General features: G+C 72.7%; 11 protein-coding genes. 2 read left to right on the top strand and 9 right to left on the bottom strand.

Annotation, left to right across the window (positions count from 1 at the left end):
- Nucleotides 1-703: 703 nt before the first annotated feature.
- The 8 genes from MNZ29_RS14220 to metH all read right to left on the bottom strand — a co-directional run bounded on the left by MNZ29_RS14220 (nucleotide 704) and on the right by metH (nucleotide 11,960).
- Nucleotides 704-1,348 (bottom strand): hypothetical protein, encoded by a 645-nt coding sequence (locus MNZ29_RS14220; RefSeq protein ID WP_242338712.1) that lies wholly within the window; start codon nucleotides 1,346-1,348, stop codon nucleotides 704-706.
- A gap of 20 nt (nucleotides 1,349-1,368) precedes the next feature.
- The gene (locus MNZ29_RS14215; protein WP_242338710.1) at nucleotides 1,369-2,286 is read right to left on the bottom strand and encodes a HAMP domain-containing protein; all 918 of its coding nucleotides are present in this window, start codon (nucleotides 2,284-2,286) and stop codon (nucleotides 1,369-1,371) included.
- Nucleotides 2,287-2,338: 52 nt separating this feature from the next.
- A complete protein-coding gene (locus MNZ29_RS14210; RefSeq protein ID WP_242355629.1) occupies nucleotides 2,339-3,112 on the bottom strand; it encodes a roadblock/LC7 domain-containing protein in 774 nt (257 codons plus the stop codon).
- Nucleotides 3,113-3,114: 2 nt separating this feature from the next.
- On the bottom strand, nucleotides 3,115-3,438 hold the full coding sequence (locus tag MNZ29_RS14205; RefSeq protein WP_242355627.1) for a hypothetical protein: 324 nt from the start codon (nucleotides 3,436-3,438) through the stop codon (nucleotides 3,115-3,117).
- Between the two features lie 67 nt (nucleotides 3,439-3,505).
- Nucleotides 3,506-5,425 carry a serine/threonine-protein kinase gene (locus tag MNZ29_RS14200; protein ID WP_242355625.1) on the bottom strand — a complete coding sequence of 640 codons (1,920 nt, stop codon included), beginning with the start codon at nucleotides 5,423-5,425 and terminating at the stop codon, nucleotides 3,506-3,508.
- Between the two features lie 11 nt (nucleotides 5,426-5,436).
- Nucleotides 5,437-7,539: a DUF4388 domain-containing protein gene (locus MNZ29_RS14195; RefSeq protein WP_242355623.1), complete on the bottom strand. Its 2,103-nt coding sequence runs from the start codon at nucleotides 7,537-7,539 to the stop codon at nucleotides 5,437-5,439.
- 476 nt (nucleotides 7,540-8,015) lie between these two features.
- A complete protein-coding gene (locus MNZ29_RS14190; protein WP_242338700.1) occupies nucleotides 8,016-8,408 on the bottom strand; it encodes a GFA family protein in 393 nt (130 codons plus the stop codon).
- A gap of 99 nt (nucleotides 8,409-8,507) precedes the next feature.
- Complete coding sequence (gene metH / locus MNZ29_RS14185) at nucleotides 8,508-11,960, bottom strand: methionine synthase (RefSeq protein ID WP_242355621.1); 3,453 nt, start codon at nucleotides 11,958-11,960, stop codon at nucleotides 8,508-8,510.
- Nucleotides 11,961-12,148: 188 nt separating this feature from the next.
- Between metH and amrS the strand changes: the two genes are divergently transcribed.
- Nucleotides 12,149-13,222: an AmmeMemoRadiSam system radical SAM enzyme gene (gene amrS / locus MNZ29_RS14180; protein WP_242355619.1), complete on the top strand. Its 1,074-nt coding sequence runs from the start codon at nucleotides 12,149-12,151 to the stop codon at nucleotides 13,220-13,222.
- A gap of 20 nt (nucleotides 13,223-13,242) precedes the next feature.
- On the opposite strand, the gene MNZ29_RS14175 is transcribed toward amrS, so the two are convergent.
- On the bottom strand, nucleotides 13,243-13,542 hold the full coding sequence (locus MNZ29_RS14175) for a hypothetical protein (protein WP_242355617.1): 300 nt from the start codon (nucleotides 13,540-13,542) through the stop codon (nucleotides 13,243-13,245).
- A 100-nt stretch (nucleotides 13,543-13,642) separates the two neighbouring features.
- Between MNZ29_RS14175 and MNZ29_RS14170 the strand changes: the two genes are divergently transcribed.
- Nucleotides 13,643-14,266 carry an outer membrane lipoprotein carrier protein LolA gene (locus MNZ29_RS14170; protein WP_242338688.1) on the top strand — a complete coding sequence of 208 codons (624 nt, stop codon included), beginning with the start codon at nucleotides 13,643-13,645 and terminating at the stop codon, nucleotides 14,264-14,266.
- The last annotated feature ends 5 nt before the right edge of the window (nucleotides 14,267-14,271 follow it).

The raw sequence follows: 14,271 nt of genomic DNA, 5'->3' as shown, positions 1-14,271 counted from the left end.
TGGACCGACCGTCGCTATCTGGACCTGTCGATGCTGAAGTCGAAGGACGTCGCCGCCGCCAAGGCGGCGTGATTCAGCCGAGGAGCTTCACGCGGAGTTCCATTCACACAGAAGACGGGACTTGACCGAAGACGGCAGGAGCGGCCTCCCGACTGAGCATCAGGCAGAGCAGAAGGTTCTTTGGGAGGTCGAAGCTCAACTCGAGCGGGCGCTCGCAGAGCCGCTGCAGCCAGTCTATGCGGCGGCGGTTTCCGCTGCACGGGAGCGTCTGATCTCCGAGGGGACATAGACAAGCTGTTAGGCGGTAAGCGCGCGGAGATGGACGTCTGGTGGTCGATGATCCTCACGGCCCTCAACTAAGGAGAGCGCGATGCGCGAGTCGTAACACCTCGCCCCACTCCGTCGTGACGCGAGGGCGAGCGCCGTCGACAGTGGGTGCCCGCGCGCCCATCAGGGACTAAACGCCCGACCCAGAGTTCCGTCGCGCGACCGATCCGGCCGAATCGCGGACCGCGATGATCACGCCTCCGGCGGTCTACGCCCCTTCGCACCCAGGACCAGCGGCAATAGCGGCGATCCCACGGACCGAATGCTGGAACTCTTGGTGGAGTTTTCCGTTTTGGGCGACGGCCGCGGGCGGCAGCGCAGGCGAGGGCGCCGGTCGATGACCGGCGCCGCCCGTACGGCACGCTGACGCCTCCCGTCAGCGCGAATCGACGGCGCGGTAACCGATCCGCACCGCGCCCCAGTGGACCCCCCGGACGAAGATCGGCACGGACAGATCCGCCATGGTCTCGCCGGTGTCTCTCTGGTAGCGCTGGATGAGGAACGGTGCCTCGCTCCGCGCGGCGGCGAGGCCGGTCCGGTCGTTGAAGATCCGCTTCGTGCGGTTGTTCACGAGGTCGTTCGCGAGGTTCCCGGTGAGGGGCTGCGAGTAGCGCTGGTTGTGCGTGGGGAGGTAGCCGTTCCGGTCGACCATCACCGCGAACTGGATGACGGCCGACTTCGCGAGGACGCTCTCCTCGATGGGGAGGATGTCGCGATCGGAGAGGCGGTCCCACTCTGTGGTGAACTTCGGGGGATCGGTCGCCGGGATCGGGTAGTAGAGGAAGCTGAACAGCCGCTCCTTCGTGACCTCCTTGTCGATCCAGCGGTCCAGGGCCGCGGCGCAGCGCGCGGCGAAGTGGGTCGCGAGGTCGAGCATCTCGCGCTCCTGGGCCGTGAGGCCGTCGGCGGACGTCACCGTGGCCGGGATCACGCTGGGGCGCGGCTCGCCCGCGAGGGCCGGGGAGGCGGCCGCCAGCGAGAGGGCGACGATCGCGAAGCGCGTGCGGGACATGGGCACCATGGTCGATTCTCCTCGTGCGCCTAGTGGCCGAGCCGTGCCATCGCCGCCTTCATGCTGACGCGCAGGCGATCGATGGTCTTCGTGAGCTGCCCGATCTCGTCGACCGCGTCCGACTTGATGGGCGTGTCGAGCGCCTCGCCGAGGCTGATCCGATCGGCCGTCTCGGTGAGCGCCACGACGGGCCGCATCGCCCGCCGCACGACGACGAACATGGCCCCGATCGTCACGAGCGCGAAGCCGCCGAAGACGAGGAGCAGCGACAGGAGGAGCTGGCGCTTGTGCGCGCCGATGCGCTCCATCGACACGCCCACCCGGAACCCTCCCCAGTGCTTCCCCTTCACGTAGATGGGCGAGGACACGTCCCACATCGTCTCGCCGGTGTCGCGCTGGTACTCCTGCAGGAACGAGGGCTGCACGTTGCGCGCGGCGGCGATCCCCACCGGGTCGTCGAACATGCGCTTCGTCCGGTTGCCGACGAGGTCCGCCTTGGCGTCTCCGGTGAGCGGCTTCTGGTAGCGGGTGTTGTGGGTGGGCAGGTAACCGCGCTCGTCGACGCCCACCGCGAAGACGAAGTCCTCCTGCTCGAGGACCTTGTCCTCGAACACGAGCACGGCGCGATCCGTCATGGCGTCGTAGCGCGTGTGGAACTTGGGGTGCGGGCCCCAGTCGTATCCCTTGATGGGCGTGTAGCTCTGGTCGAAGACGTCGGCGACGGTGAGCTGGCCGCTGTCGATGGCGTCGTCGAAGAAGCTGCCGTACTGCCGCGCGCCGAGGGAGGCGGCGACGCGCGCCTTCTCGAGAGTGAGCTCCTCCATTCGTCGTGTCTGCCCGACGGTGATGACGGTGGCCGCGATCGCGGTGAGGACGAGGGCGAGCGCGGCGAGCTTCAGCGAGATCGTGGCGGCGAGGCTCGCGCGCACGGATCGAACGATGGACATCGACTCACCTCCCGGGCCGCCGCCAAGGCGACCCGCCTGCGGGTGAATTGCGCTAGGGCTTCTTCTCCAGCGTGCGGAACCTGAGCCGGTCTCCGGCGTCGAGCGCTTCGCGGAACGCGGCGCGGTCCGCCGCGTCCTCGATCTGGGCGGCGAGGTCGTCGACGAGCGCGCGCGACGCCGCGAGCGCGAACGGGTGCTCCGGGGAGACGCGGTGGACGCCCTCCTCCACGTAAACCTTCGAGATCGGCCCCACGTACCGGGCGAGCTCCTTCGCGCAGCGCGACAGGAACGCGGCCGAGGCGGGGTCGGCGACGGCGATCCGCGAGAGGCCGCTGCTCGAGACCTTCGACCAGCTCAGCCCGGAGTTCGCGAGGACGGGCTTCGAGTCGGAGGGGAGCACCGAGGAGGACGCGGCCGGCGGCGGCGCCGCGGAACCGCCGAGGGTCTGCGACGAGGACGCCGCTCCCCCGCCCTCGAGGGCCTTCTTCAGCTTGGCCGTGGCCACGCGGATCGCGACGGTCGCGAACGACGGGTTCAGCGCGGCGTCCGCCACGAGGGCGAGGACGTGGCTCTTCCCGTCGCGAGAGAGGCCGAGGCTGCGCAGCAGGAGCTTGCCGTCAGCGAACTGGGCGGTCATCGACTCCCAGTCGCCCTGCTGGAGCTGGACCGCGTCCACGGCCTTCACGAGCCAGCCGCTCACCTGCTGGCACAGGTCGCGGTCGTAGATCGTGCGGCCGCGATGGGCGAGGAGGTGCCCGTCCGCGTCGAACACGAGCGAGGCGTTCACGCCGGGGAGGTCGAGGAGCGACTGAAGGATCGTGTCCATGGTCACCTCCGCCCCTGGAGCGCGTCGTCCCAGGCCTTCTCGATCGCGGCCAGCGCGGCCGGGCGCGCGAGGCGAGCCGCGATCACGTGGCCGCCGCGCAAGAGCACGGCGTGAGCGTCCGTCGCGCCCGCGAGCGACACGCGCTCGAGGGCGCCGAGGCCGAGCTCGCTGCCCACCTGGCCGACGAGGCTCGCGAAGAACCCCATCACCGCGGCCACTCCTTCGCCATCCGGCTCCTCGACGTCGTCGAGGAACGTGCCGGCGAGGTCGCCGAGCACGGCGCTCTTCACCTCGGGTAGACCGCTGATCAGCGTCAGGTCCGACATGGGCTCGCTCCTTGCGAGGGGAGGCCGGCCGTTCCGCGGTGCGACTGCCTGGTTCGCATCGGTGTCCTCACGTTCGCGACGTCCTTCCCCGCGGCCAGGGAGGAAGGCCCGCGCCACGGCGGCACGCGTCGATGACGTCGGCGACCTCGGGCGGCGGCCAGCGGTCCGGCTGCCGAGGCAGCGCCGCGGTGGCGCGCTCGGACCAGCGCTCCTCGTCGGACGCGACCCACGCGTGCCACGAGCGGAGGACGCGGCGCCGCTCCGCGGCGGCGAGCACCAGCATGTTCTCGGCGATGCAGTCCACCCGGCCGAGGACGCCGTCCGAGCGAAGCGCGAGGAGGAGCACCGCGTCCGGCGAGACCACGATGGGAGGGGCCCCGCGCGCGAGCGCCGCGTCGATGGCGCCCCGCACGTACGCCCCGATCACCTGGGGATCGAGGGACGGCACCGCGAGCTCCGGGCCGCGCCCTTCGGGGAGCTCGACGCCACCCCGAGCGAGGGCCTCGACGAGCCCGGGCGCGCCCGCGAGCAGGACCTTGAACGATCCGGACCAGCGCACTGCCTCGAGGACCCGCGCCACCCCCGCCGCGCAGGGCGGCGCCGCGGTCACGCCGTCGAGCACGAGGAGAGGCGTCGCCCGGCGGCGCTGCTCCTCGACGAACCGCTCGACGAGCGCGTCCAGGCAGGCCTCCTCGGACGCCTCCTCCGCCATCCCCGCCGCGCGGCAGATGCCCTGGACGAGGCCGCGTGAATCGACACCGGGCGCCGCGGCCACGACGAGCGTGAGCCGCTCGGCGGCGAGCTCACGCGCGAGCTCCTGGCACAGCGTGGTCCGCCCGCTCTCGCCCGGACCGGTGAGCGCGACGAGGAGCCGTCCCTCGTCGCGGACGGCGTCGGCGAGCTCTCCCCGGATCGCTGCGAACGGCTCGCTGCCGCGCGGGCCGCCCGCCCTGTCGCCGCACAAGAACGGACGGCGGACGAACCCGAACGCCTCCGCGAGGAGGCGCGGCGCCGGGGCCGTGGAGGGGGCGGGCGGCTGCGCCCGCGACGACGCGGGGCGCGCCGCCATCGGGGACGCGCCGCGGGGCGACCCGCCGGCCGCCGCGATGTCCTGCAGCACACGCCTCCCCTCCCAGAGAAGGAGCTGCGCGGACGCGTGGCGCTCCCGCGGCGCCTTCGCGAGCGCGCGAGCGAGGAGGGCGGCGCACGAGGCGGGCAGGCTCGGCACGAGGGCGCGGACGTCGGGCACCCGCTCGCGGAGGTGGCCCTGCTCGACCGCCGCGACGTCGGGACCGGGGTACGGAGGGCGGCCGGTGAGCAGGTGGAAGTACGTCGCGCCGAGCGAGTAGATGTCAGAGGCCGCAGTGGCCGCGGCGCCGCTCCAGATCTCGGGAGCGGTGTAGTAGGGCGTGCCGACGCGCAGGTGGGCGGTGCCGATGCGCAGCTCTGCCGAGCCGAGGGCCATCCCGAAGTCGCCGAGCTTCGTCACGCCGCCGTCGCCGACGAGCAGGTTCGCGGGCTTCACGTCGCGGTGGATGACGCCGGAGCGGTGAGCGGCCTCGAGCGCCGCCGCGGCCTGCAGGAGGATGTCCGTCGCCACCTCCGGAGCGAGCCGCCCCCGCGCCGCGACCACGGCCTCGGCGGAGGAGCCGACCACGTACTCCATCGCGATGTAGCAGTGATCGCCGTGCCTCGCGGCGCCGTAGATCTGGACCACCCGCGGGTGGTTGATCCGCGCGACGAGGCGGGCCTCGGTGAGGAACCACTGGACGGGGTCGTGGCCCTGCGCGTCCGCGACCCTCCACGAGAGGATCTTGATGGCGGTGGGGCGGAGCAACGCCTCGTCCTTCGCGAGGTAGACGACCCCCATGCGGCCGCGCCCGATGAGCCGCTCGAGCCGGTAGTTCCCGAGCTTCACGCCCACGAGGCGCGTCAGGTCCTCCTGCTCGGGACCGCGGGGCTCGTCCGTGGGGGAGGGCCGGTTCATGCGTAGGAGACCTAGAGCTCCACGCCGCTCGCGGCGGGGCGGGCCTGCTCGTCCATCTCCTTGAACACGTTCAGCAGCACCGCCTGGGGGTCGAGCGCGATCGAGACCTGTGCCGAGGTCTCGCCGCCCTCCGGCTCGCGGTTGAACGCGAACTCGCCGTCGGTCCAGCCGACGAGCTCGCGGATGGCGAGCGCGACCTGCTGCTCGAGCGCCTCCTTCACCGCCGCGGCGTCCGCGATGCCCTCGCGCACGAGCACCTCGCCGATCACCGGGTCCGGCTCGTCCTGCACGGCGTGCAGCGCGAGGGGCGAGACCTTTCGCGCGCGGAGGAGCAGCTCTCCCACCCTGGGCGTGCCCGGGGAGGCGCCGCCCGTGATCCAGCCGTCCCGCAGCCTGAGCGCCGCGACGCCGCGCGCGCTGCTGCACACGAGGAGCCCGGTGCGCCTGGCGCTGCGGAGGAACTCGAGCAGGTCGGGGAAGGCGAAGACGCTGAGGCGACCGGAGAACACCGCGTCGAGCGCGCCGGGCGCCTGCGAGCCGCGAGCGAGGAGGGTGGACCCGGAGAGCTGAGGCATGGGCGGCGGCTCGCGCGGCGCGGCCGGCGCGGCGGGGGACGCCACGGACGCCGCCGCCACCACGGCGCGGAGCGCCGCGGGATCCCTCGCCGGCCGCTGCGCGTGCGAGATGCACCCGAGCCCGAGCATCACCGAGGCGCGATCGCCCGGGGCGAGAGGCTGGCCGAGGAGGCCGCGGAACACGCTGCCCGCCTCCGCGTACTTGCCGACCTTGAGCAGCATCCACGCGAGCGCGTCGCGCGCGGGGACGAACCGCGGCCACGCGTTCGCGATGCGCCCGAGCGCCTGGATCGCGCGCGCGCTCGGGGGCGCGTCGTGCTCCCGCAGGTACTCGCTCGCGTCCGCGCGGCTGACGGCGTCGCCGCGGATCGCCTCGATCACGGTGCGCACGCGGTCGGCGGCCGGCGTCTCCACGGCCTCGAGGATCTTCTCCGCCGCGGCGACGTCATCCCGCAAGAGCGCCCGCCGCGCGAGGAAGACCGCCGGCTCGTCCCAGGCCGCGTCGAGCGCCGACGCGCGCGAGGCCGCCTCGGCGGCCTCCTGCTCGCGCTCCAGCGAGGCGAGGGTGCGCGCCTCGGAGAGCGACACCTGCGCGGCGCCCCAGGCATCCCCGAGCCGCTCGAACAGCGCGCGGGCGTCGGCGAACCAGGCGAGGGCGCGCGACGCGTCGCGGTCCTGCGAGAGCACGTCGCCCGCGAGCCACTCCGTGACCGCCCTCGACTCGAGGTCGAGCTGGCGTCCGAGTGGGAGCGCCTCCTTCACGTGGGCCCGCGCCGAGGGGAGGCTCCCGCTCTTGAGCGCGGCGCGCGCGCTCCAGTAGAGGGCGAGCCAGCGGAAGGAGAGGTTTGGCTGCGCGCTGACGGTGAGCTCGCGGAGCGCCCGCTCCCCCCCGATGCCATCGCCCGCCAGGATGCTCCCGACGCCCTCGAGGAGGCTCTCGAGCGTGGCGGCGAGCGCGTCGCGGTCCACGGGCTCGTCCCCCGCGCGCGCCGGAGCAGAGGGCGGACGCTCGCCGAGCGCGGCCGCGAGCGTCACGGCCTCGCTGAGGTGGCCGCGCACCATCGCGCGGCGCAGGGCCGCGAAGCGGTCGCTCTCGGCCGAGCGGAGTCTCGGCCCGGACGCCGACGCGGCCTGGCCGCCGGTGGCGCCGCTCGCGACGGGCGGCGAAGGGATCGTAGGCGGCGTGGGCCGGGTGAGCCGCGGGGCGGGCACCGCGACGGCCTCGCGCGACCACTGGTGGAGGGCCGCCTCCACGGCCTTGGTCGCCTTCGAGGGGTCGAGCGCGAGCCGGAGGAACCCGTCCGCCCGGGCGGCGATCGCGGTCGCGCTGCCCGTGCACTTGAGGAGCACCGACTCGAGCCGGGAAAGCTTCGCGGCCTCGCCCGCGGCGGTGAGCGCGTTCAAAGCCGCGGCCGTCTGCGCGGCGAGGTCCGCCGCGGCCGGCGTGCCGGGCGACGCGTCGAGGAGCGCTCCGCGCGCGTCGCCGAGGAGGCCGCCTCGCACCTCGGGCATGGCGCGGAGCTGCTCCGGGAGCGTCATGGGCCGCCTCGCCGAACGAGGGCGCTGCACCGGGGCCGCGAGCTCCCGTCGCCCGACGACGCGAAGGCCTCGTCGGTGAGAACGCGCTCTGGCGAGGACGTGAACATCGTTCCCTCGGGTCCGGGTCGTGCCGCGCCACCGGGCGACGGCCTGCGACAAGACGCCGCGATGTTAGGGAGCGCTGTTTCAGCATGTCAATGCGACCATTCACTACCAGTTTATCGGTCGATATCAGACCGTCCCTCGCTCGCGCGACAGGTCGGAGCGGCGTGCGCGGGCCCATCGGCTCCAAGGGCGCCGAACTCCTGGAGCCGGGTCCCACAGAGACCGACCGCGCCCCACCTTCGCGGACACACGCACGCGCCCGACCCAGCGGCGCGCACGCGCACGCCCGACCCAGAGTTCCGTCGCGCGAACGATCCGGCCGAATCGCGGAACGCGACGGTCACGTCTCTATCCGGATTCCCTGGTGCGACCTATTCCTCGGAGCGACCCGTGCCGCCACGATCGCGGTCGTACCGTCTCGTGAGCGGAAACGGCGGCAACCAGGACTCGCGACGGACGATCCAGCTCTCGTAGGTCGGCATCAGCTGGTCCGGGGCATCCAGGGATCCCAGGTTCACCTCGACCTCGTCTGCGGTGCGTCCAAAGACGGACGAGCCGCAGCGGAGACAGAAGAACCGACCGGCGTAGTCGCCGGTCTCGCCCTCGATCGTCACCGCATCCTGAGGAAACACCGCAGAAGCGTTGAAGAGGGCCCCGTGATGCTTGCGACAGTCGAGGCAGTGACAGATGCCGACGCGGTACGGGCGTCCCGATGCCACGATGCGGACGTTGCCGCACAGGCAACCGCCGGTGAATCGGTCCATGCTCCGTCTCCTCTCGAGCCGGTCGGGGGGCAGTGACGTGCGCGGCTGCGAAACCTCTCCGCCCGGCTGTTCTGTCCCGATATGTGACCGGCCCGCGGTCTACCCCGCCACCCGCTCCAGCCCGCGCACGAGGAAGTAGATCGCGTCCGGGTGGTGCAGGACGATCGCCGAGGTCGACGCCTCCGGCACCATCTGGTTCGCCTCGGTGAGCGAGACGCCGATGGTCCGGTCGGGCTCGAGCAGCTTCCAGACCTGACGCTGGTCGGCGAGGTCCGGCCAGGACGGATAGCCCGGCGAGTAGCGCTTGCCCTGGCCGTCGGGGAGGCCGAGCTCCTTCCGCACCTGGCGGTGCCAGTACTCGGCCATCGCCTCGGCGGTCTCGACGGCGAGGCCGTGGAGGAAGAGCGCGTGGGTGTAGTCGCCCCGCTCCTGCGCCTCGTGCGCGATCCTGGAGGCCTGGTCACCCACCGTGACGACCTGGAAGGCGCACACGTCGGAGCCGCGCTCCTCGCGGAACCAGTCCGCCATGCAGAGGTTCCGGTCGTCGGGCTGGCGCGGGAGCTTCAGGCGCGCGACCTCGGCCTTTCGGTGCACGGGGTCGAGCACCACGAGGTCGTTCCCCTCGGCGTGGCAGGGGAAGTACCCGTAGACGACCTTCGGCACGAGCCAGCCCTGCGCCTGGGCCTCGCTCTTCAGCTCCTCGAGCTTCGGCCCAAACTCCTCGCGGATGAGCTTCTCGTACTCCTCGCCCTTCGCCTTCACGCCCCACTGCAGCTTGAAGAGCTCCGGCAGGTCCAGCATCGGCCACACGTCGGCGAGCGCGATCTGCCCGGCGGGCACCACGCGCGGCCCCCAGAACGGCGGCGCCGGGACGCGCGGCGCGGCCGCCACGGACGACCCGCGCTTCGTGGGCGCGGGCGGCGGCGCCGGGGAGGCCGGCAGGTCGCGGTTCGCGATGGCCTTCTGCAGCACCCCGTGCTTGAGCGCGTCGCGCTTCGCCGGATCGACGAGCTGCTCCACGATCTCGAGCCCCTCGAAGGCGTCCTTCGCGTAGAAGACGCCGCCCGCGTAGGGCGTTCCGCCCTGCGTGAAGTGGGTCTTGTAGCCGAAGCGCCGGTTGATGGCCGCGCCGCCGATGATGATGGGGAAGGCGAGGTTCCGCCGGGCGAGCTCCTCCACGCAGAACGGCATCTGCTTGGAGGTTGAGACGAGCAGGGCGGAGAGGCCGATGGCGTCGGCGTTGGTGGCGACCGCCTTCTCGATGACGGTCGCGACCGGCACCTGCTTGCCGAGGTCGTGCACCGTGAAGCCGTTGTTCGAGAGGATGGTCTTCACGAGGTTCTTGCCGATGTCGTGGACGTCCCCGTAGACGGTCGCGAGCACGACCGTGCCCTTCGTCGAGCCGGCCTTCTTCTCGAGGAACTGCTCGAGGTGGGCGACCGCCTTCTTCATCACCTCCGCCGACTGGAGCACGAAGGGGAGGATGAGCTCGCCCGCGCCGAACCGGTCGCCGACGTCCTTCATGGCCGGCAGGAGCACCTCGTTCAGCACCGAGACCGCCGAGCGGCGGGTGAGCGCGTCGTCGATGAGGGCCTCGATGCCCTCCGGGCGGCGGTGCAGGATCTGGAGGTGGATCCGCTCCTCCGCGCTCTTCCCGCCCGCGCCGGCGAGCGGGTCCACCGCCGCCTTCTCGGGCGCGCCCTTCGCGCCGAAGTGGGCGATGAGCCGCGCGAGCGCGTCGGGGCGGCGGTCGAAGAGGAGGTCCTCGGCGAGCGCGCGCTCCTCCTCCACGATGGCGGGGTAGGGGCGGATGTCCTTCGGGTTCACGATGGCGAGGTCGAGGCCCGCCTGCACCGCGTGGTAGAGGAAGACCGAGTTCACCACCTCGCGGGCGCCCTTCGCGAGGCCGAACGAGACGTTCGAGACGCCGAGGGTGGTGAGGACGCCCGGGTTCTCCGCCTTGATGCGCCGGATCCCCTCGAGCGTCTCGAGCGCGCTCCGGCGGTACTCCTCGCCGCCGGTGGCGAGCGTGAAGGTGAGCGCGTCGAACACCAGGCTGTCCGGCGGGACCCCGTAGTCCGTCGCGATCGCCACGGTGCGCCGGGCCACCTCCGCCTTGCGCTCGGCGGTCTGGGCCATGCCCTTCTCGTCGATGGTCATCGCGACCACCGCCGCCCCGTAGCGCCGCGCGAGCGGGAGGATCCGCTTCACGCGCTCGCCCGACTTCTCGAGGTTCACCGAGTTCACGATGCAGCGGCCCGGGTACACCTTGAGCGCGCCCTCGACCACGTCCGCCTCGGTCGAGTCGATCATGAGCGGCGCGTCCACCGACTGGGCGAGGAGCTTCGCGAGGGTGCGCATCTGCGCGCCCTCGTCGTCGCGCTCGTTGAGCGCCACGCACACGTCGAGCACGTGGGCGCCGGCGTCGACCTGGCCGCGCGCGATCTGCACGAGCCCGGCGTAGTCGTCGGCGAGGAGCAGCTCCTTCACCTTCTTCGAGCCCTGGCTGTTGAGCCGCTCGCCCACGATGAGCGGCCGGGGCTCCATGGCGAGCGGGACCGCCTTCATGGCGCTCGACAGCTCCGCGGCGGCCCGCGGCCGGGACCGGCGCGGCGCGCGCAGGCCGCGCACCCGCTCGACGACCTTGCGCATGTGCTCGGGCGTCGTCCCGCAGCAGCCGCCCACGATCTCGACCCCGTACTCGGCGATGAACCCGGCGAGCGCGTCGGCGAGCGCGTCCGGCGAGAGCTTGTAGACCGCGTGCCCGTCCTCGTTCTCGGGCATGCCGGCGTTCGGCAGGACCGAGACGTAGTGGGAGGACCGCTCCGCGAGGTAGCGCACCGAGGCCCGCATCTCGGCGGGGCCGGTCGAGCAGTTGAGCCCGACGGCGTCCACCGGCAGCCGCTCGAGCGTGGCGAGCGCGCTCGCGACGTCGGTGCCGAGCAGCATCCGCCCGTTCGCGTCGATGAGGGTGGGCTGGGCGATGATGAAGACGTCGCGCAGGCACTCCTTGCGGCAGGCGTCGGCGGCGAGCACTGCGGCGCGCAGCTCCAGCATGTCCTGCTGGGTCTCGATGATGATCGCGTCGACGCCTCCCTCCACGAGCCCCTTCGCCTGCTCGAAGAAGATCCGCTCCAGCGCGTCGGAGGTGATGTTCCCGAGCGCCGGGTCCGAGGAGGACGGCAGCATGCCCGTCGGCCCGATGGAGCCGGCCACGAAGCGCGGGTGCTCCGGGCCGTGGAAGCGCTCCGCGGCCCGGCGGGCGAGGATCGCCGCGCGGAAGTTCACCTCGTAGGTCCGGTGCCCGAGGCCGTACTCGTCGAGCTTGAGGCGCGAGGAGCCGAACGTGTTCGTCTCGACGACGTCGCAGCCGACCGCGAAGTAGCGCGCGTGGATGTCCTCCACGAGGTCCGGGCGGGTGAGGGTGAGGAGATCGTTCGCGCCCTCCTTGCCGCCGAACTCCGCGGCGGTGAGCTGGTGGCGCTGGATCTGGGTGCCCATCGCGCCGTCGAACACGAGGGGGCGGCGGTCGATGGCTTCGCGGAAGGTCACGGGGCGGTCCTCGAAAATGGCAGGCCCGCGCGAGCGGCGCGGGCCGTCCTCGACTGATAGCACCGCCATGCGCGTCGATCGAGCGCGCGGACGCCAGGCGCCGGGGTCCGACGGCCCGGCGGACCCGCGGGCGAGGCCCCGCCGGCCCGCCCGCTGCCCCGTCCTGGGCGGGCGACTACGATCCATCCATGCTCCACGAGGCGCGCCACTGGCAGCCCGCCGCCGACGGGCGGGTGCTCTGCTCGCTCTGCCCGCGCGCCTGTCGCATCGGGGAGGGGCAGGCCGGGTTCTGCTTCATCCGCCAGAATCACGGCGGCCGGCTCCTCACCGCCGGCTACGGGCGCTCCACCGGCTTCGCGGTCGATCCCATCGAGAAGAAGCCGCTCGCGCACTACCTGCCCGGCTCGAGCGTCCTCTCGTTCGGCACCGCGGGCTGCTGCCTCGGGTGCCGGTTCTGCCAGAACTGGGACATCTCCAAGGCCCGCCTGGACGCGAGCGCCGCCGAGGACGCGTGGACGCCGGAGCGGGTGGTGGACCTCGCCGTCGCGCGCGGCGCCCCGGGGATCGCCTTCACCTACAACGACCCCATCATCTGGGCGGAGTACGCCATCGACGTGGCCCGCGAGGCGCACGCGCGCGGGCTCTTCACCGTGTTCGTGACGAGCGGCTACGTGGCCGGCGAGGCCCGGGCCGAGATCTTCCGCCACATGGACGCCACGAACGTGGACCTGAAGGCATTCACCGAGGACTTCTACGCGCGCATCACCCTCTCGCACCTCGCGCCGGTCCTCGACACGCTCGCCTGGCTCGCGCGGGAGACGGACGTCTGGGTGGAGGTGACGAACCTCCTCATCCCGGGCCTGAACGACGCGCCTGACGAGACGCGGCGGCTGGCCGACTGGGTGGCGGAGCACATGGGCCCGGACGTGCCCGTGCACTTCACGGCGTTCCACCCCGACTACAAGCTGCTCGACCGGCCGCGGACGCCACCCGCGACGCTCACCCGCGCGCGCGCCATCGCCCGCGCCGCGGGGCTCCGCCACGTCTACACCGGCAACGTCCACGATCCCGAGGGCCAGACCACCTACTGCCCGCGCTGCGGCGCGCGCGTCATCGAGCGCGACTGGCACGCGGTGCGGGCGGTGCGGATGAAGGGCGGCGCCTGCGCCGGGTGCGGCGAGCGGATCGCCGGGCGCTTCGCGGAGGGGAAGGTCGCCCCGACCGCGGGAAGGCGCGTGATGCTGGGGCTGCCGGAGCGCTGAGCGCGCCTCCCGGACGTGGCCTACGGCGTGGTGGCAGGCTCGAGCGAGATCCCGCAGGCCGCCTTCGCGTCCGTGGTGTTGATCCACTCGCAGAACTTCGTGCCCTCCGGCGCGTGACAGGTGCCGAGCCAGGCGTCGCACTGCTTCTGCTTCGCGTCGCCCGCGCCGACCGAGGAGAGCCGGTCCTCCGCGCCCCGCTGGCAGGCGTCGCGCGCGCTGCCGCCGCCGGCGCACTCGCACAGGCGGTTCGCGAGCTCCTGGCAGGGCTCGGTGCAGGCGGAGAGCGCGACGAGGGCGAGGGCGGCGAGGAGGGCGCGCATCGAGCCGGGGAGGATCACCTGGGGCGCCCGCGCCGTCAAGGCGTGTGGGTGGCGGCCGTGAATGCCGCCCGCGCGCCGCCCGTCTGCTATCTAGCTCACCATGATCGCCGCCCTCGCCGCCCTGCTCCTCGCCGCCGCCCCGCCCCCCGCGGACGCGGGCGCGCTCGCCAAGAAGGTCCAGACCTTCTACGAGCGCACCCGCGATCTCGAGGCGCGCTTTCAGCAGACCTACACCTACTCCGGCTTCGGCCGGCGCCAGGTCTCCGCCGGAACGCTCCGGGTGAAGAAGCCCGGGATGATGCGCTGGGACTACGAGACGCCCTCCCCGAAGACCGTGGCGGTGAAGGGCTCGCGGCTCGTGCAGTACGAGCCGGAGGAGAACCAGGCCTACGTGGACGAGCACTTCGACGCGACCGCCATGAGCGCCGCGGTCACGTTCCTCCTCGGCAAGGGTGACCTCGCCCGGGAGTTCCACCTCTCGGTGGACGGCGCGGGGGCGCTCCTCCTCCGCCCCAAGGAGGAGGATCCGCGCGTCGAGTCGATCGCGCTCACGGTGGGCCCCGACGGCGAGGTGCGCGCCACGCGCGTCGTGGACGGGGCCGGCAACGTGAACGAGATCCGCTTCGAGAAGGTGAAGCGCAACGCCGGGCTCGCCGACTCCGCCTTCGAGCTCAAGCTGCCGAAGGACGTCCGGAGGATCGCGCCGCCGGGGGCGGAGCGGTAAAGAAG

The organism is Anaeromyxobacter sp. SG64 (assembly GCF_022690745.1).
GTDB lineage: Bacteria > Myxococcota > Myxococcia > Myxococcales > Anaeromyxobacteraceae > Anaeromyxobacter > Anaeromyxobacter soli.
This window is presented reverse-complemented; position numbering and strand designations above follow the sequence as displayed.

What these genes read in the sequence shown, in the direction of transcription:
- MNZ29_RS14220 (WP_242338712.1), bottom strand. Translation starts at nt 1,348, where the DNA reads ATGGTGCCCATGTCCCGCACGCGCTTCGCGATCGTCGCCCTCTCGCTG.
- MNZ29_RS14215 (WP_242338710.1), bottom strand. Translation starts at nt 2,286, where the DNA reads ATGTCCATCGTTCGATCCGTGCGCGCGAGCCTCGCCGCCACGATCTCG.
- MNZ29_RS14210 (WP_242355629.1), bottom strand. Translation starts at nt 3,112, where the DNA reads ATGGACACGATCCTTCAGTCGCTCCTCGACCTCCCCGGCGTGAACGCC.
- MNZ29_RS14205 (WP_242355627.1), bottom strand. Translation starts at nt 3,438, where the DNA reads ATGTCGGACCTGACGCTGATCAGCGGTCTACCCGAGGTGAAGAGCGCC.
- MNZ29_RS14200 (WP_242355625.1), bottom strand. Translation starts at nt 5,425, where the DNA reads ATGAACCGGCCCTCCCCCACGGACGAGCCCCGCGGTCCCGAGCAGGAG.
- MNZ29_RS14195 (WP_242355623.1), bottom strand. Translation starts at nt 7,539, where the DNA reads ATGACGCTCCCGGAGCAGCTCCGCGCCATGCCCGAGGTGCGAGGCGGC.
- MNZ29_RS14190 (WP_242338700.1), bottom strand. Translation starts at nt 8,408, where the DNA reads ATGGACCGATTCACCGGCGGTTGCCTGTGCGGCAACGTCCGCATCGTG.
- amrS (WP_242355619.1), top strand. Translation starts at nt 12,149, where the DNA reads ATGCTCCACGAGGCGCGCCACTGGCAGCCCGCCGCCGACGGGCGGGTG.
- MNZ29_RS14175 (WP_242355617.1), bottom strand. Translation starts at nt 13,542, where the DNA reads ATGCGCGCCCTCCTCGCCGCCCTCGCCCTCGTCGCGCTCTCCGCCTGC.
- MNZ29_RS14170 (WP_242338688.1), top strand. Translation starts at nt 13,643, where the DNA reads ATGATCGCCGCCCTCGCCGCCCTGCTCCTCGCCGCCGCCCCGCCCCCC.